Raw genomic sequence first — 21441 nt, 5'->3', positions numbered from 1 at the left:
TTATTATTTGAAATAGTGCTCGGCTAAGCACGGTCTCCATTCATAGCTTACTCTGCATCTAGGGAAAATTATGAAACGGATTATATTTGCCACCACTTGCTTGGTGCTCAGTTCAAGCAGCTTTGCCAATGAGCCAGTAAGCACCAGCTTTTGGAGTGACAAGGCCATAGGCGGAATCGATGTCACCAGTTACCAGCTCGCTCAAGATCAGGGCAATCGCAACATTCAGCAGGGCAATAAAAAGTACACGGTAAAGTGGAAAGAGGCTGATTGGCAGTTTGCTAGCCAGCAAAGCTGCCGACAAGTTTGCAGCTAAGCCAGAAGCGTACCAGCCTAAATATAACGGGTTTTGCGCTAATGCTCTGTCTTTAGGCGAGGGCTTAATTGCAACTGATGGCCAAGTATGGGAATTCTTTGATAACCAACTGCACCTATTCTTTGCAGAAAAAGGTCGCAAACGCTGGTTAGAAGGTGATTGGAAAGCCTACCAACAACAGGCAGATTTAGCTTGGCAGCAGGCTTTGCAATAATCTAGCATTCAAAATGCTTAGCGTTTAAAACCGCCTAACTTAAACATCAGCCATAGGCCAATAAACAAACAGATGATTAGCAATACTAAGTTGCTGCCAATCTCGGGAAATTGAGCACGCAACATGGCCGAATACCCCAGCGCGCCCAGTAAAAAGGCAGCAACACTCATTAAGGGAGAATCTTCACTTAAGTCTTTCTCGGTATATAAGTGGTACAACTGCATAATGGCCAGCACAAAGGCAATAATTGGAAACACCGAGAACCTTAGCTCAGGCACCGTAAACAAAGCCAAGCTGGCGTTACCACATAAACCTGCAATAAAAGCCAACAATAGTAGCGATTTTCTTACCTTCATATTCACCTCTTAACTTAAGGCTTCCGAGCGATTGTAGAGTGCCGCTCCCTTGGCAACAATGCGTAACTGTTTAATGGTTTTATCGGCTAACAACTGCCTATCAAACTCCGCTAAATCTAAGGCCGATGCACCAGCATTGAAAACAATAATCACCATAGCTTCGGCTTGCATTTGCGCATCACCTCTTGGGCAGCGATATTGCAGCTCCAAATAGTCGGTAAGCTCGGCAATAAAATGAGCAATCTCGCGGGCCACCGCGGCCCTAAAGGCCGGGGATGTCCCAGAACGCTCACGCAATAACAAACGAAACACATTAGGATTGTTATAAACAAACTCCATAAAGGTTTCCACCGAGGTGCCAATAACACTGCCACCACTGGCAATAATTCGTTGCCGCGCTTGGCGCATAAGTTGGCGCAAGGTTAAGCCGCCTTCATCTACTAAGGTTAGCCCTAGTTCTTCCATATCGGAAAAGTGACGATAAAAAGAAGTAGGCGCAATACCCGCTTCCCTAGCCACTTCCCTAAGACTTAAGCTCGACAAGCCACGCTCGGCACTTAGCTGACTAAATGCTGCATCAATAATTGCTCTGCGTGTTTTCTCTTTTTGCTGGGCCCTAACGCCGCTCATAAACCTGCCACTTCCTTTCTATTTATAGGGCTATCATACCGTGAGTCGTAAAAAACCCAAATCGAACAATGCAAATCCTCACAAACCAAGTTTTTAACTGCGAATCGTTTCAAGGCCAGAATAAATCCAATGAAAACCATTTCATAAAAAAACAATATTCTCAATTAAACAAAAGATGCGAGCCAGGTCAATTTTCCATCAACCTGAAAACGCTATCAAGTATCTAGTCGCGCAGCGCTGTGGTTAACTGATTTGCAAAACAGGTAGTTGAAGTTTACAAGGAATAGAAATGACATTTAAGAGAGCTTCTCTAGCAACATCTTTAGCTCTGCTTTTAGCCGCATGCGGAAGCAGTGGAGATAGTGGTTCAGGTGATGGCGATTCAGGCTTAACGCCGCCAACTAATGCCATATCAATTAGTACTGCCAGAGAAGCTGCTCAAGATCGGCTTCCTTGTGAAACCGCTACTGGCGAGTTTTGTGACTTAAGAATCTACCAGGTAATGACTGAGTCATTTGTAAATGGTGATGGAAATATAGGTCATGGTGAAGGTTACGGAACAAGCCACCATATGGGCGATATTCAAGGTATTATCGATTCTCTTGATTATATCGCAGGACTGGGAGTTAATGCGCTTTGGCTAACCCCTGTTTTCGAATCAGCCCCTGTTGGCGGTCAAAGCATTTGGGATGATCGCTTAGATGCAACAGGTTACTTCGCTAGTGATTTCTTTAAAATCGACCCTAACTTTGGTGATTTAGATAAAGCAAAAGAACTAGTCACTAAAGCTCATGAGAAAGGCTTATATGTGTTTTTTGATGGCGTCTTCGGCCATCATAAAGAATCAGTTATTGAAGCTTCTCCGAACGGTTTAACTCCTGCGGGTGGTCACAATCCTGTAGATTATACAGACCCTGATACCTTGGCCTTTTTCCAAGAAGTTACTGAATACTGGACTACAGAGCTTTGTCTTGATGGCTGGCGCTTAGATCAAGCGTATCAAGTACCATTAAGTGCCTGGAGTGAGATTCAACAAACACTTACCGAAGCAGGAACCACCAATGCCGCAAATAGTGCCTGTAATGTAAATGGCACACAATGGGGAACCTTAGGTTACATGGTTGCCGAAATATGGAAAGGTAATGACGATATCGTTGATGAAGCATACGGAAGCAACGCTTCTCCAGGCTTGCCTTCTGCTTTTGACTTTGGCCGTCGTTACGCTTTAGTACAAACTCTAGCAGCGGAAGAGGATGTAGCCAATAGTGGTAACAAAAGTAAAGCTCCCACCACTCTTTTAGAAGATTGGAACTCTCACAGAACCTTTCCGGATCATGCCCAGCCAAACTTAATGTTAGGCAATCACGACTTAGTGCGCTTTGGTGACTTAATTCAACGCGGTATTTTAGGTAATTACTGGGAGCGCCATAAAGCAGCCTTCTCATATATGGCAGCTTATAGTGGACCAATCACTTTCTACTACGGGGAGGAAATTGGTGACGAGGTGCCTAACTACTCAGGTAGACTCACTAATAACTGTGCAGAAAGAGGTTTGTGCGACGACCATGTAGCTCGCTCAAGTGCGAAGATCGCTGGCGTTACCGACGGGTTCACACCTAGCACCGAACAGCAAGACTTAATGGACTACCTGTCAAATCTAATGGAAGTGCGTAAAAACAATCCGGCGTTGTATGAAGGTAGTGTACAAAATCTTTATGTAGACAGTAGCCTGCTGGTTATTTCAAAAGAAACTGACTCACAGCAGATAGTTTACTTTTTGAATACATCAACAACAGATAGAACTGCCAATCTATCTACAAGCTTAGTGAATGATAATGCTCAACTAAAAGATCTGATTAGTGGAGATGTAATAACAGCAGATGGAAACAGTTTGGAAGTGGCAATAAGTGGTTTGAGTGGGCGCTTATTGTTAGTTGAGTAAAGACCTTCTCTCGTTTGTAAACACCCTTAATATCCTGTTTGGCCTCTTAGTTTAAGAGGCCTTTTTTTTGCTTGATATTTGCCTTACTTAATACTCTTACAAAGGCTAACTAAATCAGCCTGAATGGCACCAGCAGTCACTTCTCTGCCAGCCCCTGGCCCTTGAATCACCAAAGGATTTTGCTTGTACCACAAGCTCTCAATGGCAAATATATTGTCGCAAGGTTTAAGGTTAGCAAAGGGATGTAGGGCATCAATGGCAGACAGGCCAACTTCAGCCTGCCCTTTTTGATTCACTTTTGCTAAAAAGCGAATCACTTTGCCTTGGCGTTTAGCATCGTTAAAGGCTTCTAGCATGCTTTGGTCTAGCTCGCTCATCGCATCCAAAAATTGCTCTACACTTAAGGCCGCTAAATGCTCTGGTACTAAAGAACTAAGTGAAATATCCGCCAGTTCCAATTCTAAACCCGCTTCCCTAGCTAAAATAAGCAACTTACGTTGCACATCTTTACCGGAGAGATCTTCACGTGGGTCAGGTTCGGTTAAGCCTTGATTAAGCGCATCGGCCAATAAGTCTGAAAATGCTACGGTTCCGTCATATTGCTGGAATAACCAACTCAAGGTACCCGAGAATATTCCTGAAATGGCATGAATTTCATCACCAGAATCTCGTAAGCTTTGAATGCTTTTTTGCACCGGCAAACCAGCGCCAACCGTAGCATTGCTCAACCACTGAGCGCCATGGTCGCTAAAAGCTTGTTGCAATGCCGTGTAGTTAGCTTGCTCACTCGCTCCAGCGTGCTTGTTTGCGGTGATTAAGTGAAAACCATGGCGAGCAAATTCTGCATAATACGCACTTAGCGCTTCGCTGGCGGTTATGTCTAACACTGCCAGCTCGTCGTAGGGGTGGCGTTTTAATTTGTCGAATAGCTCTGGCCAAATAAGCGGCGTATTGGCTTCAGTATTATCAAGCTGCTCTAGATTTAGGCCGGCAAAGTCTAAGTGCCCAGCTTTACTTGAAAATACACCCGCTAAGCTAAGTTCAAGCTCATGCTGCTGTGCCAAGGTAGTTTGCTGCTGGTCAAATAGCTCTAGCCACTGGCTGCCAATATTGCCCTTGCCAAATACCACCAAACCCAACTTGTTTTTTTGTTTGAATAGGTGGCTGTGCAAATCTTTTAATAGTGGCTCTAAGGTGATTTTTCTCACCACCGCACACAAGCTTAATTTGTCGGCACTGGAGTGAATAAACTCCAGTGGCTGCTCAGCTAAGTGTTGAAAAAACTGATAACACTGCTGCGGGTTATCACACACGCCTGCGCCCACTAGCGCCACCAAGCTATAGCCTTCGCTGCGGTTAATTTTCTGAATATGAAATTGGCTAGCCAGCTGATCGATTTTTGCCAAGGCTTCATCGACTAATTCGCAAGTGTAAGCCATACGCAACGAGCCTGTTTCGCTGTGCTTATGACGAGTAGCTGGCGCTAGGTGATGGTTGGCTAAAGCTTCTAACAAGGCCGTAGCATTAAGCGTAAAGTCTTGGGTAAAGGTAAGCTCTAGCAGCACCACATTATCTACCGAGGTAACAATTTTTGCGCTGTGGCTATTAGTACCTTTGCGGTGAATAAGAGTTTGACCATCGTTGGGAGCGTAACTGCAGCGCAAGTTCACCTTTTGCCGAGAACGCGCCAGTGGTTCCAGCGTGCGAGCATGCAATACCGAGGTGCCAATGCGCGATAGCTCAGCCGCCTCAGCAAGTGCTAGGTTTTCTAGCAATACCGCGTCTTTAACCAAGCGAGGATCGGCACTATAAATACCCGCAACATCGCTCCAAATTGTAGTAGAAACAGCATCTGCCAAGGCCGCAAGCTCTGTGGCCGAGTAGTCACTGCCATTACGACCTAAGGTCACTGTACGTTGCTCACTATCGCTGCAAATAAAGCCGGTAACTACCACTCTACAAGCTGGTTTATCTGCTAAGCAGCTAGCTAACAATGGCGTGCTTTGCGCGACATCTACTTGCGGTTGAGTGGATAACTCGGCTTTAAAAAACTGGCGAGAATCTAACCACTCGGCTTGGCAATCTTGAGAACTTAATAAAGCAGCTAATAAACGGGCAGACCAACGTTCGCCAAAAGAGAGTACCTCGTTGCAGGTAAAGGCTGTAAGCTCACCTTCAAGCAAGCTAGCTATTTGATGATGCTCACCATCTAGCGCACTCAAAATCGGCTTAGCGGCGGTTTCATCAAGCAGCTCATTAACCAACTTGCTTTGAAACTCAATTAAACCTTTAAGTGCATCAGCCGCGGCATTGTCGGCCTGTTTAGCCAATTCAATAATGTTAATTAAGCGGTTGGTGGTTTTACCGGCCGCCGATACCACAATTAAGTCTTGCGCTTGAGTATGCTTGGCAACAATCGCCGCCACTCGCTTAAAGCACCCAGCATCAGCTAAGCTGCTGCCGCCAAATTTATGCACATGCCTATTCACTGACATGGATTACCTCTCTACAACGCTGGCTTTACTACAGTTGGGCAAAAGCCTGCTGTAAATCATCCACTAAATCTTGTGCATCTTCCAAACCAACCGATACACGTAATAACTGATTAGAAATTCCCGCTTCAGCTAAGGCCTCACTCGACATCGCAGCATGGGTCATGGTGGCTGGGTGAGCAATTAAGCTTTCTACGCCACCTAATGACTCCGCTAAAGAAAATAGCTGCAAGCTTTTCAAGAATTTAACCATTTGGCTTTCTTCTAAGTTCAATTCAAAACTGAACATAGCACCAAAACCCTTTTGCTGACTTTGCGCTAAAGCATGTCCTGGGTGCTCTGGCAAACCAGGGTAGTAAATCGCGCCCACCGCCTCTTGTTGTTGCAAACACGCCACCAAGGCTTGAGCATTCTGCTGGTGCACATTCATACGTGCTTTAAGGGTGCGCAGGCCGCGTAAAGTAAGGTAAGAATCAAAAGCCGAACCGGTTAAACCTAAACAGTTTGCCCACCACGCTAATTGCTCGGCCAATTCTTGATTAGCCGCTACCACCATGCCAGCCACTACATCTGAGTGACCGTTAATGTATTTAGTAGCAGAGTGCACCACAATATCGGCGCCCAACAAAATCGGCGTTTGCAAAGCAGGAGACAAGAAGGTGTTATCAACCACTACCAAGGCACCCACGGCATGAGCCTGTTCGGCAATCGCTTTAATATCTACAATGCGTAACAGTGGGTTGCTAGGCGTTTCTAACCACACCAATTTAGGCTTTTTAGCCAACAGCTCGGTTAGCGCGCCTTGGTCATTTTGATCAACAAAGGCCACCTCAAAGGCATTTTTCTTGGCTAAGCTGTCAAATAAGCGGTAACTGCCGCCGTAACAATCGTGTGGAGCAACCAACAAATCACCCGGCTCTAACAAGGCGGTAACCAAGTTTACTGCCGACATACCAGTGTTAGTAATCACCGCACCAGCACCATGTTCTAAATCGGCAATCGCCTCGGCCAGTATGTGACGAGTCGGGTTACCCGAACGGCTGTAATCAAATTGGCGCTTTTGGTTAAAATCAGCAAAGCTGTAGTTGCTCGATAAATAAATAGGTGGCACTACCGCACCGTGTTGGGTATCACTTTCAATACCGCTGCGTACTGCTATAGTAGCCGCTTGAAGATCTTTTAAAGACATTGCTGATTCACTCCCTCAATTTATCCTGCCACTTTACCACTAGCAAAAAAGACGTCAACACTTCTAGACGTCTAAATGTCTTTGCTGTTGGATTGCTAAGTGGCATTTCCCCCGTTACAATAGGGTCTCTTTAGTTTGGTGTGTATTGCAGAATGTCGACAGATTGGAATGGTGAGTGGATCAGCCCTTATGCTGAACACGGTAAAAAAAGCGAACAAGTTAAAAAGATTACGGTATCTATCCCACTAAAAGTGCTAAAGATATTGACCGATGAGCGTACCCGTAGACAAATAAACAACCTACGCCACGCCACTAACAGTGAGCTACTTTGCGAAGCATTTTTACACGCCTACACTGGGCAACCCCTGCCCGACGATAGCGACCTGCAAAAAGACAAACCCGACCCGGCTTTAGAAAAAGCCGTGCAAGCGGAATTGGATAAAGAAGAATAAGATACTAGGAAGCCGCTCATTGAGCGGCTTTTTTGTTTGTAATGAGTCCCCAAGTATACTTGGTACTTCTCGGTAAAAAGCAAAGCTTGCCTCCATTCGCTATATTCTTCATCCGTTAGCTCTGCGCATTGGTTTCGCCTTCGGCGACGTCATTTTCTTTGAACAACCAAAGAAAACGAAGCAAAAGAAAGGTTGCCCCGCATTATCTTAACCCTGCGATGCTCAGTTTAAAGCGCGCCTGCGCAACTCGCTTCGCTCAAACAGTGCTTGGCTTAATCGCTTTAAACTTCCGCTACTCGGCGATAATGAAGGGAATAGAGAAAACTCGCTGCTAGCGCACAGACCCTTTCCCTACTGAAATAGATTTTCATATATCTTAGCTCAGCGTTATTTGACTGCCTTTTACGTATGTCAGTAGAGTACCTTTATGGAAGAGGGAATATCGGGGCTAACAATGAAAAGAAAAGAATTACAGCTCAATCAAAGAAAGTCGAAATGCAAAACATGGGCTCAAGAGCGCGTTGATGGCAGCTTGGGTTACCGCGATATGCGCCAGCTACGTACAAAATTAATAGAAAAACTATCCGCAAATCTAGCTAAAGACTTTGATCTAAATATCCACAATGTGAGAGAGCACCTCAAAACACACATGCCTAGCTTCGAATTCGAATATCCATACCCAGACACTGAAGTTGATGTCGCCAAAGCTCTCTTAAGCTATCTAGATGGCGAAGATCCGTTCAAACGAAAACCAGGTAAACGTACTGTTAAACAACAGGTACATTATGCTGCACTTTTCGCATGGTTGGCTACAGACAACCTATCAGCAACAGCAATACTCTTCAGTAAAGATATATCTTCATTTAAAAGAGATATGGGGACTTTTGCAGAAGATATAGATGTTCGTCTAAATGAGAATAAAGACGACAATATGACCTCGTACCAGAGAAAAATGACCTACTTTAGTGAACTTCGTAATGTAGGCGGGAACACTGCGATCATGGAGAGAGCCAAACAGTACTTTATTGCCTATATGGATATGCATCACATAGAGCAGTGGGAAGAGTGGATAAAATCTAACAAGAGAAGCTAGGCTGATATCTTTTTATTATCTGCACATCACAGCAATACCAATCTCCTTTAAGCTAATACTCAATCAATCGGTTAGCTCTTTGGAAACGTTATATGCTGAGAATTAATATAAAAAATGTACATATCGAAGGTTCAACCATCATCGCTATAAGCTCGATTTTGGCAGTTTTAGTATTAAGTGTCGCTTTTGTTGCGCTTAGTTAGATCCATTGAACAAATTTATAACTAGAAGTATCTAGCAAGAGCACCGCTACACATAGGTTGAAAGCACACTAAGTCCTCGGTCCAACTATAGACACAAAAAAAGCGCCCTTAGGCGCTTTTCGTTTGCTGTGTAGCGTAAATAAGGCTGGCTTATTTTTTGCCCAATACAGCGAATTTCTTGTTGAAACGATCAACACGACCACCGGTATCAACGTTACGTTGCTTACCAGTGTAGAACGGGTGACATTTGTCACATACGTCTAGGAACATAGAACCAGTGCGAGTAGATTTAGTTTCGATTACGTTACCGCAAGAACAAGTAGCAGTAAGTACTTCGTAAGTTGGGTGGATATCAGTTTTCATGGATTACCTCAATACTTGGGCCGTATCGCCATTCGGTCGCCACAATTGACACCAAACACCATACGAAAGCAACTCTATCAGAGCCTATAAATTTTAGGTGGCGGATCATATAAGAAGCCACCTAGCATAGCAAGCTCCCTGCAACAAAAACCGGGTAAAAATTCACCAAACGCTTAATTTGCTCCGCAAGGGGCTCTGCCAGTAGAATGAGACAGGTTTTTTGCTTGAGTTTATTCATTAGTGTCGATTGTTCGTGTTGCCTTAGCTATTCCCCTGCGTCGCCTTTTTGATTACAGCGTGCCTGAAAATACCCCAATGCCGGTGATTGGCAGCCGCATTAAGGTGCCTTTTGGCAAAGGCGAAAAAGTAGGTTTGGTCATTGAGCACCCCAGCGATAGCGACATTGCCGAAGATAAACTCAAACCGTTTAATGAATCCTTAGACCAACAAGCCCTATTGCCAGAGAGCCTATTTAAGCTGCTAAATTGGGCTAGCTCTTATTATCACCACAGCTTGGGTGACGTGATGAGCCAAGCACTGCCAGCATTGTTGCGCAAAGGCGAGCCAGCTAAAGCCAAAAGCATCCTTGCTTGGCGTTTAACCGAGCAAGGCCAGCGAGCAGAGTTGAGTGAATTTAGCCGCGCCCCCAAACAAGGTGTAGTACTAGGCAGTTTGCAGCAACAAGAAAATGGCCAACTCAGTGACGAACAATGCAAACAGCAAGAGCTATCACGCACCGCCCTTAAAGCACTGGTTGAAAAAGGCTTAGTTGAAAAGCGCGATATAACACCTCAGCCCACTCTTTGGTCAAAAAACGATACCAGCAGGCAAGACTCACTGCAGCTTAATGCCGAACAAGCCATCGCGGTGGCCGCTATCAACCAAAGCATTAGCAGTTTTCAAGCTTTCCTTATAGAGGGAATTACCGGCTCGGGCAAAACCGAAGTTTACTTAAATGTTATCGCCGAGGTGCTAGCCCAAGGCAAACAAGCGCTAGTATTGGTGCCAGAAATTGGCTTAACTCCGCAAACCTTGGCACGCTTTGCCGAGCGCTTTAAAGTGCCGGTTTTTGCCATCCATTCGGGCTTAAACGATACCGAGCGCTTTACCGCCTGGCTAAAAGCCAAACAGGGCGAAGCAGGCATTATTATTGGCACCCGCTCGGCGGTATTCACTCCAATGAAAAACCCTGGGGTAATAATTATCGACGAGGAGCACGACAGCTCCTTTAAACAGCAAGACAGCTTTCGCTACCACGCCCGCGACTTAGCCATAGTGCGCGCTCGCTTAGAGAAAATGCCGGTGGTGTTAGGCTCTGCAACGCCGTCTTTAGAAAGCTTACATAATGCACTTAGCGGCCGTTATTCACATTTAGAGTTAAAACAACGTGCTGGTAATGCCGCTTTAGCCGAACAGCAATTGCTAGATATTCGCCAGCAACCTTTGTCTTCTGGCTTATCGCCAGCGCTAATTAAAGCCATGCGCATTGAGTTAAAAGCGGGTCGCCAAGTGATGCTGTTTCTTAATCGGCGCGGTTATGCACCCGCGCTGCTGTGTCACGAATGTGGCCACGTATGTGAGTGTGAGCGCTGTGAGGCCTATTATACTTACCACCAACAGCCACGCCATTTGGCTTGTCACCATTGTGGTAGCCAAAAGCCCGTGCCACACCAATGCGAGAAATGTGGCTCTACTAACCTTGTCACCACCGGTTTGGGCACCGAGCAGCTACAAGAAGCCTTGCTGGAGGTTTTCCCTGAATACAAAGTGGCGCGTATCGATCGTGACAGCACTCGGCGCAAAGGCAGCTTAGAGCAGCTGCTAGACGATATTCACAATAACCAATACCAAATATTAATTGGCACACAAATGCTGGCTAAAGGTCACCATTTTCCTAACGTTACCTTGGTGGCTTTGTTAGATATTGACCACGCGCTGTTTTGCTCGGATTTTCGAGCTCCAGAGCGACTAGCACAGCTATACGTGCAAGTGGCGGGTCGCGCTGGCCGTGCCAACCTACTCGGTAAAGTGCTGCTGCAATCACATCACCCCGAACACGAACTACTGCAAGATTTAATCAATAACGGTTACCAGCATTTTGCTCGCTTTGCGCTTAATGAGCGTAAAGACACCGAGCTACCACCTTTTAGCTTTCAAGCCTTATTCCGTTTAGAAGCGGCCGATGGCAACGCGGTTAACGAATTAAGCCAACAGCTTTATCAACTCGCACAACCACTGCAACAAGGCGAAACCTGGGTTTTCCCGCCCTGCCCTGCACCACAAGCACGTCGCGCCGGCAAATATCGCATGCAATTGTTGATTCAAGCCGAGCAACGCGCGCAACTGCATCAGCTGGTTTACCGCCTGTTGCCGCAGCTAGAAAACTTAAAACTTAGCCGCAAAGTACGTTGGTCTTTAGATATAGACCCCTACGATATGCAGTAAGTCGAAACGCTTTAAGCGCCAGTTAAAAGATCAATCTCTGGCCAGTTAGCGCCTAGGATCATCAATGATTTATCGCAACAGCCAAAACTAAGGCTAATTAGCCCAGATAAGAGATAGTCTTCGTCACAAATTGTCGGTAAAATGCCCGCTTTGTACAATTTATTCACGCGAGATTGGTGCCAACCTTCATGAAAGAGCTTATTCAACAACTTCTGGAACAAACGGTCACAGCCCTAAAACAACAACAGGTGCTTCCTGAAGGATTCGAACCACGAATCCAAGTAGACCGAACCAAAGATAAAGCTCATGGTGATTTAGCCACCAACCTTGCCTTAATGGCCGCTAAGCCAGCGGGTAAAAACCCACGCGAGCTAGCCCAGCTAATTGTAGATAACCTACCAGAATCTACCTTGGTAGAAAAAACCGCCATTGCTGGTCCTGGTTTTATCAACTTCTACCTAAACAACCACTGGTTAGCGTCGCAAGTAGAAGCCATGGCCAGTTCGGCGACCGCCAATGTTAAGAAGGTAGAGAAAGCCCAAACCATCGTGGTGGATTACTCGGCGCCAAACGTAGCTAAAGAAATGCACGTAGGCCACTTACGCTCAACCATTATTGGTGACGCTGTAGTTCGCACTCTAGAATTTTTAGGCCACAAAGTGGTACGCGCTAACCACATTGGCGACTGGGGTACCCAGTTTGGCATGCTTATCGCCAACCTCGAAGAAGTGGAAGCTCGCGGCACCGATGCTGGTGATATTGAATTAGCCGATTTAGAAGTATTTTACCGCGAATCTAAAGCGCGCTACGACAGCGACGAAGTATTCGCCGAACGTGCTCGTAACTACGTGGTGAAACTGCAAAGTGGCGACGAGTACTGCAATACCATGTGGCGCAAGCTGGTAGACATTACCCTTAGCCATAACCAAGCCGTTTACGACCGCTTAAACGTATCGTTAACCAAAAACGATGTGATGGGCGAAAGCATGTACAACCCAATGCTTAACGAGGTTGTGGCTGACTTAAAACAAAAGGGCTTAGCGGTAGAAGACAACGGCGCCACCGTGGTATTCCTTGATGAATACAAAAACAAAGACGGCGACCCAATGGGTGTGATCATCCAGAAAAAAGACGGCGGCTTCTTGTATACCACCACCGACATCGCCTGCGCTAAATACCGCTACCAAAACCTTAATGCTGATCGCGTGTTGTACTTCATTGACTCACGCCAACACCAGCACTTAATGCAAGCCTGGAACATTGTGCGTAAAGCCGGTTACGTGCCAGAAGAAGTACCACTAGAGCACCACGCCTTTGGCATGATGTTAGGTAAAGATGGTCGCCCGTTTAAAACCCGTAGCGGCGGCACGGTTAAGTTAGTGGATTTATTGGAAGAAGCCGAACAACGTGCGCAAAGCATTGTGGCCGAGAAATCGCGTGACTTAGACGCCGAGCAACAAGTAGTAGCGGCAAAAGCCATCGCCATGGGCGCAGTAAAATACGCCGACCTATCAAAGAACCGCACGACCGACTACATCTTTGATTGGGAAAACATGCTGGCCTTTAACGGCAACACGGCTCCTTACTTGCAATACGCTTATACCCGTATTCAATCAATTATTCGCCGCTCGGAAGTGGATGTAGCCAATTTGCAGCAAGCAATTAGCTTAGAGCAAGACGCCGAGATCGCCCTTGCGCAAAAACTTATTCAGTTTAGCGATGCAGTGCACAACGTAGCGAACAAAGGCATGCCACACATGATGTGTAACTACCTTTACGAACTAGCGGGTGCCTTTATGACCTTCTACGAGGCCTGCCCAATTCTTAAAGAAGATGTAACAGCCGATACTAAATCTAGCCGCTTACGCCTAGCTTCACTAACCGCCAAAGTTCTAGACCAAGGTCTATCACTACTAGGAATTGAAACCCTGGAACGCATGTAAGCATGGCCAAGGACTACGTAGGGCGTAGCAAGCCCAAGAAACGCGCGGCTAAATCGAGCCGTACGGTATCTAATAATAAACGCTTTCCTTTACCGCTAGCTTTAGCGGTAATTGCGGCTATCGCTGGCTTTGCGGTGTTGCTATTCAACATTAAAGGCACAGCACCTACTCCGCCGCCGGAGCTAAGCGGAATAGTACAACCTAAAACCACAGCACCTAAACCCAAAGCAAAGCTGCCAGAGCCACCTAAAGAGCGTACTTACGTAAAAGAGCTGGAAGAGAAAAAGGTTGAAGTTGAAATTGCTGAGCAATCTTCTAAGCCAAGCAAGCCTTATCAAATGCAGTGTGCGTCATTTCGTAGCCGCGACAAAGCAGAAGAAAGTAAAGCGCTTATCGCCTTTGCTGGCTTAGAAAGCCAAATTAGGCGCACCGAAGGCAAAAATGGCGCATGGTATAGGGTTGTATTGGGGCCTTACCCAACCAAACGCGACGCTGAACGTGCTCGCCATATCTTGCAACGCGCCAAGATAAATGGCTGTCAAATATGGCATTGGAACTTTTAAACCACCTACCACTCTAAATAAGCTGAATATTCCTAATTCAGCTTATTTTTTAATTACTTAACCATGATGTACTATTGCAGTTATGTATTAACAATTGCACGTTAAAACAACTGCTATAGCACACTTAATCAGCAAATTGTTCTCATCCTTTAGTGAAAAAGATAGAAAAAAACAACGCTAAGCAATTAAAAATATTAGTTATTTGAACTAGTTCTCAACTATGTTATAAAAATGTAGCTAGGCTAGTATGTTAGGGACAACTAAAATGCGGAATATCTATAGCTTCAATCCGCGACTCGTAATAGGAACGCGATGAAATGGAAAACACGGAACTAGAGCAGCTCGACCGCCGTCGCTCAATGCGACTGGATTTGGAAAATGAGCCGGTGCAACTAACGTGGAAAGACAGCGATGGTGAAGATCAAAGCCTTGAAGCAACCTGCATAGATATTTCGCGACGTGGCTTGTTGGTAAAACATAGCAACGATCTGCAAATAGGCACTAAGTTAATCATTCAGTTTTCAGCTGAGCATAGTGATACTTCAGAAATGAAGGCCAAGGTTGCACGTTGTCATCGTAAAAATTTCTCCAGCTATCATATGTTTTTGTTATTACTATAGAAAAATCACCTATCCGAGCAAAATTGGCGAACTGTCTTATACTTATTATTACTTGTTCCAACGATAAGTTGGTTAATTAGGTACAAGTAGCAATAGCAAGGAGCAGCCATGTTAATACTAGTGGGTGGAGAGAAAGGCGGCAGTGGTAAAAGCTGCCTCGCACAAAACATCGCTGTACACCTAAAAACTAGCCTAAATGCTAACATCCTTATGGTGGACTGCGACCCTCAGCGCACCACTTCCGATTGGATCCAAGCCCGCAACGAAGATGAATCTCTGCCCGGTATCAACTGTATTCAGCTTTACGGAAAAATTCGCAAAGACCTATTAAGCCTAGATGGCGGCTACGACTTTGTGATTGTTGACTGCGGTGGACAAGATAACCTGGCAATGCGAGCCGCTATGTCGGTAGCCAAATATGTGCTCATTCCGCTACGCCCTAAACGCCGCGACTTAAAAACCTTACCGCACATGGAAGACATGCTTAGCACCTGTAAAATGGTCAATCCCAAAATGGTTGCGAGCTTTGTCATAACCCAGTGCCCAGCCCTACCAAGCCAAGTACAACGAATTCTCGATGCCAAAGAGGTCTGTCGCTCTTTTGGCTTACATGTATTAGATGCCGTCACCTTCTCACGTAACATTTATGACGACAGCGAAGAAAGCGGTCGCTCGGTGATTGAGATAGAACAAGATGGCAAGGCAGCAGCAGAAATTGCCGCCATTGTTGATGAACTATTTGCGATTCAACAAGAAGACTCTCATGAGTTTAACTGATCTAAAAAAGCGCACAAAGCAGCCCGTAAAGCGCAGCAAAGTGAGTGTTGACCAGTTTATTGAAGACGCCGACAACTACGCCCAAGGTAAAGCAGGTGCCAGCAATAAACCGATTAAAAATCCAAAAGCTACCACTAACTTTCGTCACTGCACCTTTACCTTCGACGCAGCGGCGATTGCTCACTTACAACAAGCCTCGGAACAACATAAAGTAGCTAAATCTAAACTACTTAGGCAACTGCTAAAGCAATTTGACTCACTCAGCCCACAACAGCAACAAGCACTGTTAGCCGTGAGTAAAGAGCCCTAAAAGCGCGCTGTTTTTTAGCTTACACCTTGAAAATCCTGTCACTCCCCCCCATTTCACACTTATAGCCAAGCTAACGCTGCAAGTTAGCTCAACAAACTGAGGAAATAACGTGACTACTATCGTCTCCGTACGCCGCAACGGCAAAGTGATCATTGCTGGCGATGGCCAAGTCTCCCTTGGCAACACCGTAATGAAAGGCAACGCCAAAAAAGTGCGTCGCCTTTACCACGGAAAAGTACTCGCTGGATTTGCCGGTGGTACTGCAGATGCATTCACCCTATTTGAGCGTTTTGAAGCTAAGCTAGAAATGCACCAAGGCCACTTAACCAAAGCTGCCGTAGAACTCGCCAAAGACTGGCGAACCGATCGTATGCTGCGCAAACTAGAAGCCTTGCTGGCAGTAGCCGATAGCGAAGCCTCGCTAATTATTACTGGTAACGGCGATGTAGTGCAGCCAGAGCATGACCTTATTGCTATTGGTTCTGGTGGGCCATTTGCTCAGTCTGCAGCATTAGCATTGCTCGAAAATACCGAACTAGGCGCCCGTGAGATTGCTGAAAAGAGCCTTACCATCGCCGGAAACATTTGTGTGTTTACCAACCTTAACCACACTATTGAAGAATTAGACGCCAAAGCCTAAGGCTTTGCAGGAAGATATTATGTCGGAAATGACCCCAAGAGAAATTGTCTCAGAGTTAGACAACCACATTATTGGCCAAGGTGAAGCAAAGCGTGCAGTAGCCATTGCCCTACGTAACCGCTGGCGTCGCATGCAACTCGATAACGAGTTGCGCCAAGAAGTTACCCCAAAAAACATCTTAATGATTGGCCCAACCGGTGTGGGTAAAACCGAAATTGCTCGCCGCTTAGCCAAGCTAGCCAACGCGCCATTCATTAAAGTTGAAGCCACCAAATTCACCGAAGTGGGTTATGTGGGTAAAGAAGTTGAAACCATCATTCGCGATTTAGCTGATGTTGCCTTCAAAATTACCCGCGAGCAAGAAACCGAAAAATTCCGTTTCCGCGCCGAAGACCAAGCAGAAGACCGCATATTAGATGCCCTACTGCCACCCGCTAAAGATACCTTTGGTCACGAAGAAGACACCAAAGAAAACTCAACCCGCCAAGCTTTTCGTAAAAAGCTACGCGAGGGCCAACTCGATGATAAAGAAATCGAGATTGATGTGGCTCAGCCACAAGTTGGCGTAGAGATCATGGCGCCTCCTGGTATGGAAGAGATGACCAACCAGCTACAAGGCATGTTCCAAAACTTGTCGGGTAACAAAGATAGCAAGAAGCGCAAACTCAAGATTAAAGAAGCCTTTAAGCTTTTGGTTGAAGAAGAAGCCGCCAAAATGGTGAACCCTGAAGAGCTTAAAGAAAAAGCCCTGCATGCGGTAGAAAACAACGGCATCGTGTTTCTCGACGAAATCGACAAAATTTGTAAACGCGCTGACACTTCTGGCCCAGATGTAAGCCGCGAAGGTGTGCAGCGTGACTTACTACCTTTGGTAGAAGGCTCAACCGTTAGCACTAAACACGGCATGGTAAAAACCGACCACATCTTGTTTATTGCCTCTGGCGCTTTCCAAGTGGCTAAGCCGTCAGACTTGATCCCAGAGCTGCAGGGTCGTTTGCCAATTCGGGTAAACTTAAGCGCTTTAAGTGCCGAAGACTTTGTGCGTATTCTAACCGAGCCAAATGCCTCGTTAACCGAGCAATACAAAGCCTTAATGGCCACCGAAGGTTTGGATATTGAGTTTACCGAAGATGGTATTCGCCACATCGCTAACGCTGCCTGGCAGGTGAATGAGCGTACCGAAAACATCGGTGCTCGCCGCTTGCATACGGTAATGGAAAAGCTGATGGAAGAACTAAGCTTTGTAGCTTCAGACAACGCAGGCCAAACCATCGTGATTGATGCTGATTACGTGACTAAGTACTTAGACGAACTTGTGGCTGATGAAGATTTAAGCCGCTTTATTCTGTAAGCAGCTTGCTAAGTAAATCCTAAGCCGCCAGATTGGCGGCTTTTTTGCACCTGTTATTTGCTGATTTGCTGATTAAGGCTTCTGCAAAAGACTTGATATTTCTTAATTGAAAACGGCAACTTAGGGTTTATACTGGTAGCGAATACTCGGGCCAATTTAGGATCCAGACCATGGAATATAATACCTCTGAACTTTGTGACCTTTACGCAGATACGGTTGACGTTGTTGAACCCATGTTTGCCAGCTACGGTGGCAAAAACGCTTTTGGGGGCGAAATTACTACCATTAAATGCTTTGAAAATGCCGGCTTAATTGCTCAGGTAGTTCAAGAGTCTGGAACTGGTCGCGTACTACTCATTGACGGTGGTGGCTCATTACGCCGCGCCTTGGTTGATGAGAGCATTGCCGAGACAGCAGCCGACAACGAATGGGACGGTATTATTGTTTATGGTTGTGTGCGTGATGTTGATGCGCTGGAAGACTTAGACATTGGTATTCAAGCTCTAGCTTCTATTCCAGTAGGCGCTGACGCAGAAGATGAAACCGGTGATGTGAACATTCCGGTTAACTTTGGTGGAGTGACCTTCCTTCCAGAAGATCACATCTATGCAGATACCACCGGGGTAATTTTATCGCCTGAGCCGCTAGATATAGAATAAGCGCTCAAGCTTTAAATTATTCGGCGTGAACGTCTTCAATACGGCCTAATAAGGCTTTAAGGCGTTCTTGCCAAGCTTGTTGCTCTTGCACTAAACGGCCGTTCTCGTCGTTTAACTGGCTGTTTTGCTCTTTAAGCTCGTCAATTTCCATACGTAATAGTTCGATGCTATCTACTGCAACCTGAACTTTTGCTTCTAATTTTTCTAATACATCAAAAGACATTAATATTTCTCCCGTTAATTCCGTCTCAAAGCCAACTCAGCTTATTTTCGTTGAGTCAGTCATCATGGATATATGAACGCTAGTTAGTGTTCACCTACTGATGATGACTGCTTTTAAAGCAGCATACTCTTGTCATCTATAGCCAACAAGAGTAGAAATGTATTTCCCTAACTAGTTGTTGAATAAATAATCATGAATCTACAAAAAGGCCGTTATCGTCACTACAAAGGCCCTGAATACCAAGTTATTGATACTGCAATACACTCAGAAACAGAAGAAGTATTAGTGCTATACAAACCGTTGTATAGTGAAGGGAAACTATGGGTAAGGCCTTACGATATGTTTTTTGAAAACGTCGAGTTTGAAGGTAAGCAAGTGCCTCGGTTTGCATTTATCGAAGCACTTGATAAACAAGGCTAAATATTTTGCCCCATATCAATGGCTGGCATGTCGCAGCTAGGCGTGCCAACCACCTTTGCCGGTACGCCAGCAACCGTGGTATGAGCTGGAACCGACTCTAATACTACGCTACCTGCACCCACTTTAGCGCCGCGGCCCACTTCGATGTTGCCAAGAATTTTAGCCCCCGCGCCAATCAATACGCCGCGACGAATTTTCGGGTGACGGTCACCGCGATCTTTACCGGTACCGCCTAAGGTAACCGACTGCAAAATAGAAACTTCATCTTCAATAACCGCTGTTTCACCCACCACAATACCGGTAGCATGATCGAGCATTATGCCTTTACCAATTGTTGCTGCTGGGTGAATATCTACCGCAAATACCGCCGAGATTTGGTTTTGCATATAACGGGCTAAAGCAAGTCTGCCCTTGTGCCAAAGCCAATTAGCCACGCGATGGCCTTGCAAGGCATGAAAACCTTTTAAGTAAAGTAAGGGAATAGCGTAATACTTAACCGCGGGGTCTCGGTCTTTTACCGCAACAATATCTGCAGCTACGGCTTCTAAAATGCAAGGATCCGCCAATAAAGCTTCTTCAATAAACTCACGCAGCAAAATCGCTTGAACCGTTGAGCTATCAAGCTTACTAGCCAGCTGAAAACTTAATGCCGAAGACAAACTGTGATGATTAAGAATGGTAGAGTAAAAGAAACTAGATAGCATTGGCTCATCTGCCGCCATGCGGGTTGCTTCATCACGGATTTGTAACCATACCGTCTCAGCCAGAGTTTGTTTGATTTGATAATCCTTTACCTTTGCCACTACTTCACCTTACTCAAGATCTAATTTCTTTTCTTGCGGAACCACCGATTGAGGGTCTTGATGGATCAAAACGTCTGCCTCTGGCCATTCGACCATAAAGGCATCTTCAACTTCATCGGCAATTCTATGCGCTTCATACAGGCTAAGCTTATCATCTAGCTCTAAATGAAGTTGTATAAATTTAGTCTGCCCAGATTGTCGAGTGCGAATATCATGAGCACCTAATACACCATCCACCGCTAAAGCAGTGTTAAACACTTGTTTTTGAAAGGCCTCTGGAAGCTGCCTATCCAATAAGTTTTGTACCGACTCTTTACCGATGCCAAAAGCGCCATAACAAATGTAGATGGCAATAAGCACGGCAAACAAGCCATCTGCCCAATACCAGCCATAAAAACTCAACAGCAAAGCGACCAGCACCGCAATGTTCATGTATATATCCATGGCATAGTGCATCGAGTCAGCTTTAATAACAGCGTTATTTGTTTTAGCGATAACGTAGCGTTGGAACATCACCAAAGCAAAAGTGATAACAGTAGAAATTACCATGACCGTAATGCCTACAGAGCTGTGTTCAATGGCTTTGGGATGCAGCAGCTCATTCACACCGCCAAACATCAACATTAAGGCGGAACCGGTGATAAAGGCCGCTTGAGCTAGGCCGGCTAAATGCTCTGCCTTACCATGGCCAAAGCTGTGTTCTTTGTCGGGGGGTTGCAGAGCGTAGCGCACTGCAAGCAGGTTCACCAAAGACATAGCTATGTCCATCAGCGAATCAATTAAGGAAGCTAGAATACTTACCGCGCCAGTATATAAAAATGCGGCGCTTTTAATAACAAGCAAGGTCACCGCTACACAAGTTGCAACCCATGTAGCTAAGGTGACCAAGCGCTGATAACGTTGCTTATCCACTTTACAAATTCTTTGGAAGGTTTTGTAAAGTATAACGTTTAGTGCATGTTAAAGTTGAGCTTTTTTATCGCCCTTCTGCATACGCTTTTGCTGTTTTTCCATCTTTTTAGCGCTTATCTCTTGGTATTTCTGCTGTTGCTCAGGCGTTAGTACTTGATAGATTTGCTGCTGAGCTTGCAACATATTTAGCATACGAGTTTGAAGCTTAGCTTGTTGAATATCAATTAAGGCCTGTGCCGCTTCTTGGTCAAAGCTGGCAGCAGTGATAATTTCCATGCGTTGTTGGTACATCGCTTGGCGCTGCTCTTGATCTGCCTTAGGTTTATGCTGTTGCATAATCTCTTTTACTTGAGCTTTTTGCTCATCACTTAAGTCTAGCTGCTTCATCATTTTCATAGCTGGATGGCCGCCGCGATTCTTACCTTCACTATTAGATTTAGCGGCAAAGGCTACAGGGGCAACAACAAGTGCGCCAACAAGGGCAGTAACTAGTAACTTTTTCATTTTCTTTCCTCAGGTCTGTTC

The 21441-nt window shown here is 45.5% G+C and carries 24 protein-coding genes; 15 read left to right on the top strand and 9 right to left on the bottom strand.

Going from position 1 to position 21441, the window contains the following annotated elements:
• Window positions 1–70 precede the first annotated feature (70 nt).
• Together G6R11_RS21725 and G6R11_RS21720 are read left to right on the top strand one after the other, a co-directional pair.
• Window positions 71–316: a hypothetical protein gene (locus G6R11_RS21725; protein WP_205472873.1), complete on the top strand. Its 246-nt coding sequence runs from the start codon at window positions 71–73 to the stop codon at window positions 314–316.
• Entirely contained in the window at window positions 279–530 is a 252-nt protein-coding gene (locus tag G6R11_RS21720) for a hypothetical protein (RefSeq protein ID WP_205472872.1), read from the top strand. Before G6R11_RS21725 ends, G6R11_RS21720 begins: the two co-directional genes overlap by 38 nt.
• A 17-nt stretch (window positions 531–547) precedes the next feature.
• Here the strand turns inward: G6R11_RS21720 and G6R11_RS15905 are convergent, their stop codons facing one another.
• Window positions 548–886, bottom strand: a complete 339-nt coding sequence (locus tag G6R11_RS15905; protein ID WP_163134048.1) for a DUF1422 family protein — start codon at window positions 884–886, stop codon at window positions 548–550.
• A 9-nt stretch (window positions 887–895) separates the two neighbouring features.
• A complete protein-coding gene (fabR, locus tag G6R11_RS15900) occupies window positions 896–1516 on the bottom strand; it encodes an HTH-type transcriptional repressor FabR (RefSeq protein ID WP_163134047.1) in 621 nt (206 codons plus the stop codon).
• A 289-nt stretch (window positions 1517–1805) separates the two neighbouring features.
• Between fabR and G6R11_RS15895 the strand changes: the two genes are divergently transcribed.
• Window positions 1806–3458, top strand: a complete 1653-nt coding sequence (locus tag G6R11_RS15895; protein WP_163134046.1) for an alpha-amylase family protein — start codon at window positions 1806–1808, stop codon at window positions 3456–3458.
• Between the two features lie 83 nt (window positions 3459–3541).
• Here G6R11_RS15895 and metL read toward each other — a convergent pair whose 3' ends face one another.
• Both metL and metB read right to left on the bottom strand, forming a co-directional pair.
• On the bottom strand, window positions 3542–5953 hold the full coding sequence (metL, locus tag G6R11_RS15890; RefSeq protein ID WP_163134045.1) for a bifunctional aspartate kinase/homoserine dehydrogenase II: 2412 nt from the start codon (window positions 5951–5953) through the stop codon (window positions 3542–3544).
• Between the two features lie 28 nt (window positions 5954–5981).
• The gene (gene metB / locus G6R11_RS15885) at window positions 5982–7139 is read right to left on the bottom strand and encodes a cystathionine gamma-synthase (RefSeq protein ID WP_163134044.1); all 1158 of its coding nucleotides are present in this window, start codon (window positions 7137–7139) and stop codon (window positions 5982–5984) included.
• Between the two features lie 152 nt (window positions 7140–7291).
• On the opposite strand from metB, the gene metJ reads away from it, so the two are divergent.
• Both metJ and G6R11_RS15875 read left to right on the top strand, forming a co-directional pair.
• Window positions 7292–7591 carry a met regulon transcriptional regulator MetJ gene (gene metJ / locus G6R11_RS15880; RefSeq protein ID WP_163134043.1) on the top strand — a complete coding sequence of 100 codons (300 nt, stop codon included), beginning with the start codon at window positions 7292–7294 and terminating at the stop codon, window positions 7589–7591.
• 427 nt (window positions 7592–8018) lie between these two features.
• Entirely contained in the window at window positions 8019–8684 is a 666-nt protein-coding gene (locus G6R11_RS15875; RefSeq protein ID WP_163134042.1) for a hypothetical protein, read from the top strand.
• Between the two features lie 353 nt (window positions 8685–9037).
• On the opposite strand, the gene rpmE is transcribed toward G6R11_RS15875, so the two are convergent.
• Window positions 9038–9250, bottom strand: a complete 213-nt coding sequence (gene rpmE / locus G6R11_RS15870) for a 50S ribosomal protein L31 (RefSeq protein ID WP_163134041.1) — start codon at window positions 9248–9250, stop codon at window positions 9038–9040.
• Between the two features lie 240 nt (window positions 9251–9490).
• On the opposite strand from rpmE, the gene priA reads away from it, so the two are divergent.
• The 9 genes from priA to rraA all read left to right on the top strand — a co-directional run bounded on the left by priA (window position 9491) and on the right by rraA (window position 18558).
• On the top strand, window positions 9491–11695 hold the full coding sequence (gene priA, locus G6R11_RS15865; protein ID WP_163134040.1) for a primosomal protein N': 2205 nt from the start codon (window positions 9491–9493) through the stop codon (window positions 11693–11695).
• A 188-nt stretch (window positions 11696–11883) separates the two neighbouring features.
• Window positions 11884–13638 (top strand): arginine--tRNA ligase, encoded by a 1755-nt coding sequence (argS, locus tag G6R11_RS15860; protein WP_163134039.1) that lies wholly within the window; start codon window positions 11884–11886, stop codon window positions 13636–13638.
• 2 nt (window positions 13639–13640) lie between these two features.
• Window positions 13641–14201, top strand: a complete 561-nt coding sequence (locus G6R11_RS15855; protein WP_163134038.1) for an SPOR domain-containing protein — start codon at window positions 13641–13643, stop codon at window positions 14199–14201.
• A gap of 317 nt (window positions 14202–14518) precedes the next feature.
• The gene (locus tag G6R11_RS15850) at window positions 14519–14821 is read left to right on the top strand and encodes a PilZ domain-containing protein (RefSeq protein WP_163134037.1); all 303 of its coding nucleotides are present in this window, start codon (window positions 14519–14521) and stop codon (window positions 14819–14821) included.
• 108 nt (window positions 14822–14929) lie between these two features.
• Window positions 14930–15598: an AAA family ATPase gene (locus tag G6R11_RS15845; RefSeq protein ID WP_163134036.1), complete on the top strand. Its 669-nt coding sequence runs from the start codon at window positions 14930–14932 to the stop codon at window positions 15596–15598.
• A complete protein-coding gene (locus G6R11_RS15840) occupies window positions 15585–15908 on the top strand; it encodes a replication protein RepA (protein ID WP_163134035.1) in 324 nt (107 codons plus the stop codon). Before G6R11_RS15845 ends, G6R11_RS15840 begins: the two co-directional genes overlap by 14 nt.
• 109 nt (window positions 15909–16017) lie before the next feature.
• The gene (gene hslV, locus G6R11_RS15835; protein WP_016399711.1) at window positions 16018–16548 is read left to right on the top strand and encodes an ATP-dependent protease subunit HslV; all 531 of its coding nucleotides are present in this window, start codon (window positions 16018–16020) and stop codon (window positions 16546–16548) included.
• A 19-nt stretch (window positions 16549–16567) separates the two neighbouring features.
• Window positions 16568–17899: an HslU--HslV peptidase ATPase subunit gene (hslU, locus tag G6R11_RS15830; protein WP_163134034.1), complete on the top strand. Its 1332-nt coding sequence runs from the start codon at window positions 16568–16570 to the stop codon at window positions 17897–17899.
• A gap of 170 nt (window positions 17900–18069) precedes the next feature.
• On the top strand, window positions 18070–18558 hold the full coding sequence (gene rraA, locus G6R11_RS15825; protein ID WP_163134033.1) for a ribonuclease E activity regulator RraA: 489 nt from the start codon (window positions 18070–18072) through the stop codon (window positions 18556–18558).
• A 16-nt stretch (window positions 18559–18574) separates the two neighbouring features.
• On the opposite strand, the gene G6R11_RS15820 is transcribed toward rraA, so the two are convergent.
• Window positions 18575–18781: a cell division protein ZapB gene (locus tag G6R11_RS15820; protein WP_163134032.1), complete on the bottom strand. Its 207-nt coding sequence runs from the start codon at window positions 18779–18781 to the stop codon at window positions 18575–18577.
• Between the two features lie 192 nt (window positions 18782–18973).
• Here G6R11_RS15820 and G6R11_RS15815 point away from each other — a divergent pair, with 192 nt between their 5' ends.
• Window positions 18974–19201: a DUF1653 domain-containing protein gene (locus tag G6R11_RS15815; RefSeq protein ID WP_163134031.1), complete on the top strand. Its 228-nt coding sequence runs from the start codon at window positions 18974–18976 to the stop codon at window positions 19199–19201.
• Here the strand turns inward: G6R11_RS15815 and cysE are convergent.
• From cysE to G6R11_RS15800, 3 genes are read right to left on the bottom strand one after another with little or no spacing between them, the layout of a single operon-like run.
• Window positions 19198–20004: a serine O-acetyltransferase gene (cysE, locus tag G6R11_RS15810; RefSeq protein WP_329776166.1), complete on the bottom strand. Its 807-nt coding sequence runs from the start codon at window positions 20002–20004 to the stop codon at window positions 19198–19200. The genes G6R11_RS15815 and cysE overlap by 4 nt on opposite strands.
• 9 nt (window positions 20005–20013) lie before the next feature.
• Window positions 20014–20916 carry a cation diffusion facilitator family transporter gene (locus tag G6R11_RS15805; protein WP_163134030.1) on the bottom strand — a complete coding sequence of 301 codons (903 nt, stop codon included), beginning with the start codon at window positions 20914–20916 and terminating at the stop codon, window positions 20014–20016.
• Between the two features lie 48 nt (window positions 20917–20964).
• Window positions 20965–21420: a Spy/CpxP family protein refolding chaperone gene (locus G6R11_RS15800; protein WP_163134029.1), complete on the bottom strand. Its 456-nt coding sequence runs from the start codon at window positions 21418–21420 to the stop codon at window positions 20965–20967.
• Between the last annotated feature and the right edge of the window lie 21 nt (window positions 21421–21441).

Source organism: Agarivorans sp. Alg241-V36, from assembly GCF_900537085.1.
GTDB lineage: Bacteria > Pseudomonadota > Gammaproteobacteria > Enterobacterales > Celerinatantimonadaceae > Agarivorans.
The sequence above is the reverse complement of the archived record's forward strand: the minus strand, read 5'-3'. Positions and strand labels throughout refer to the sequence as shown.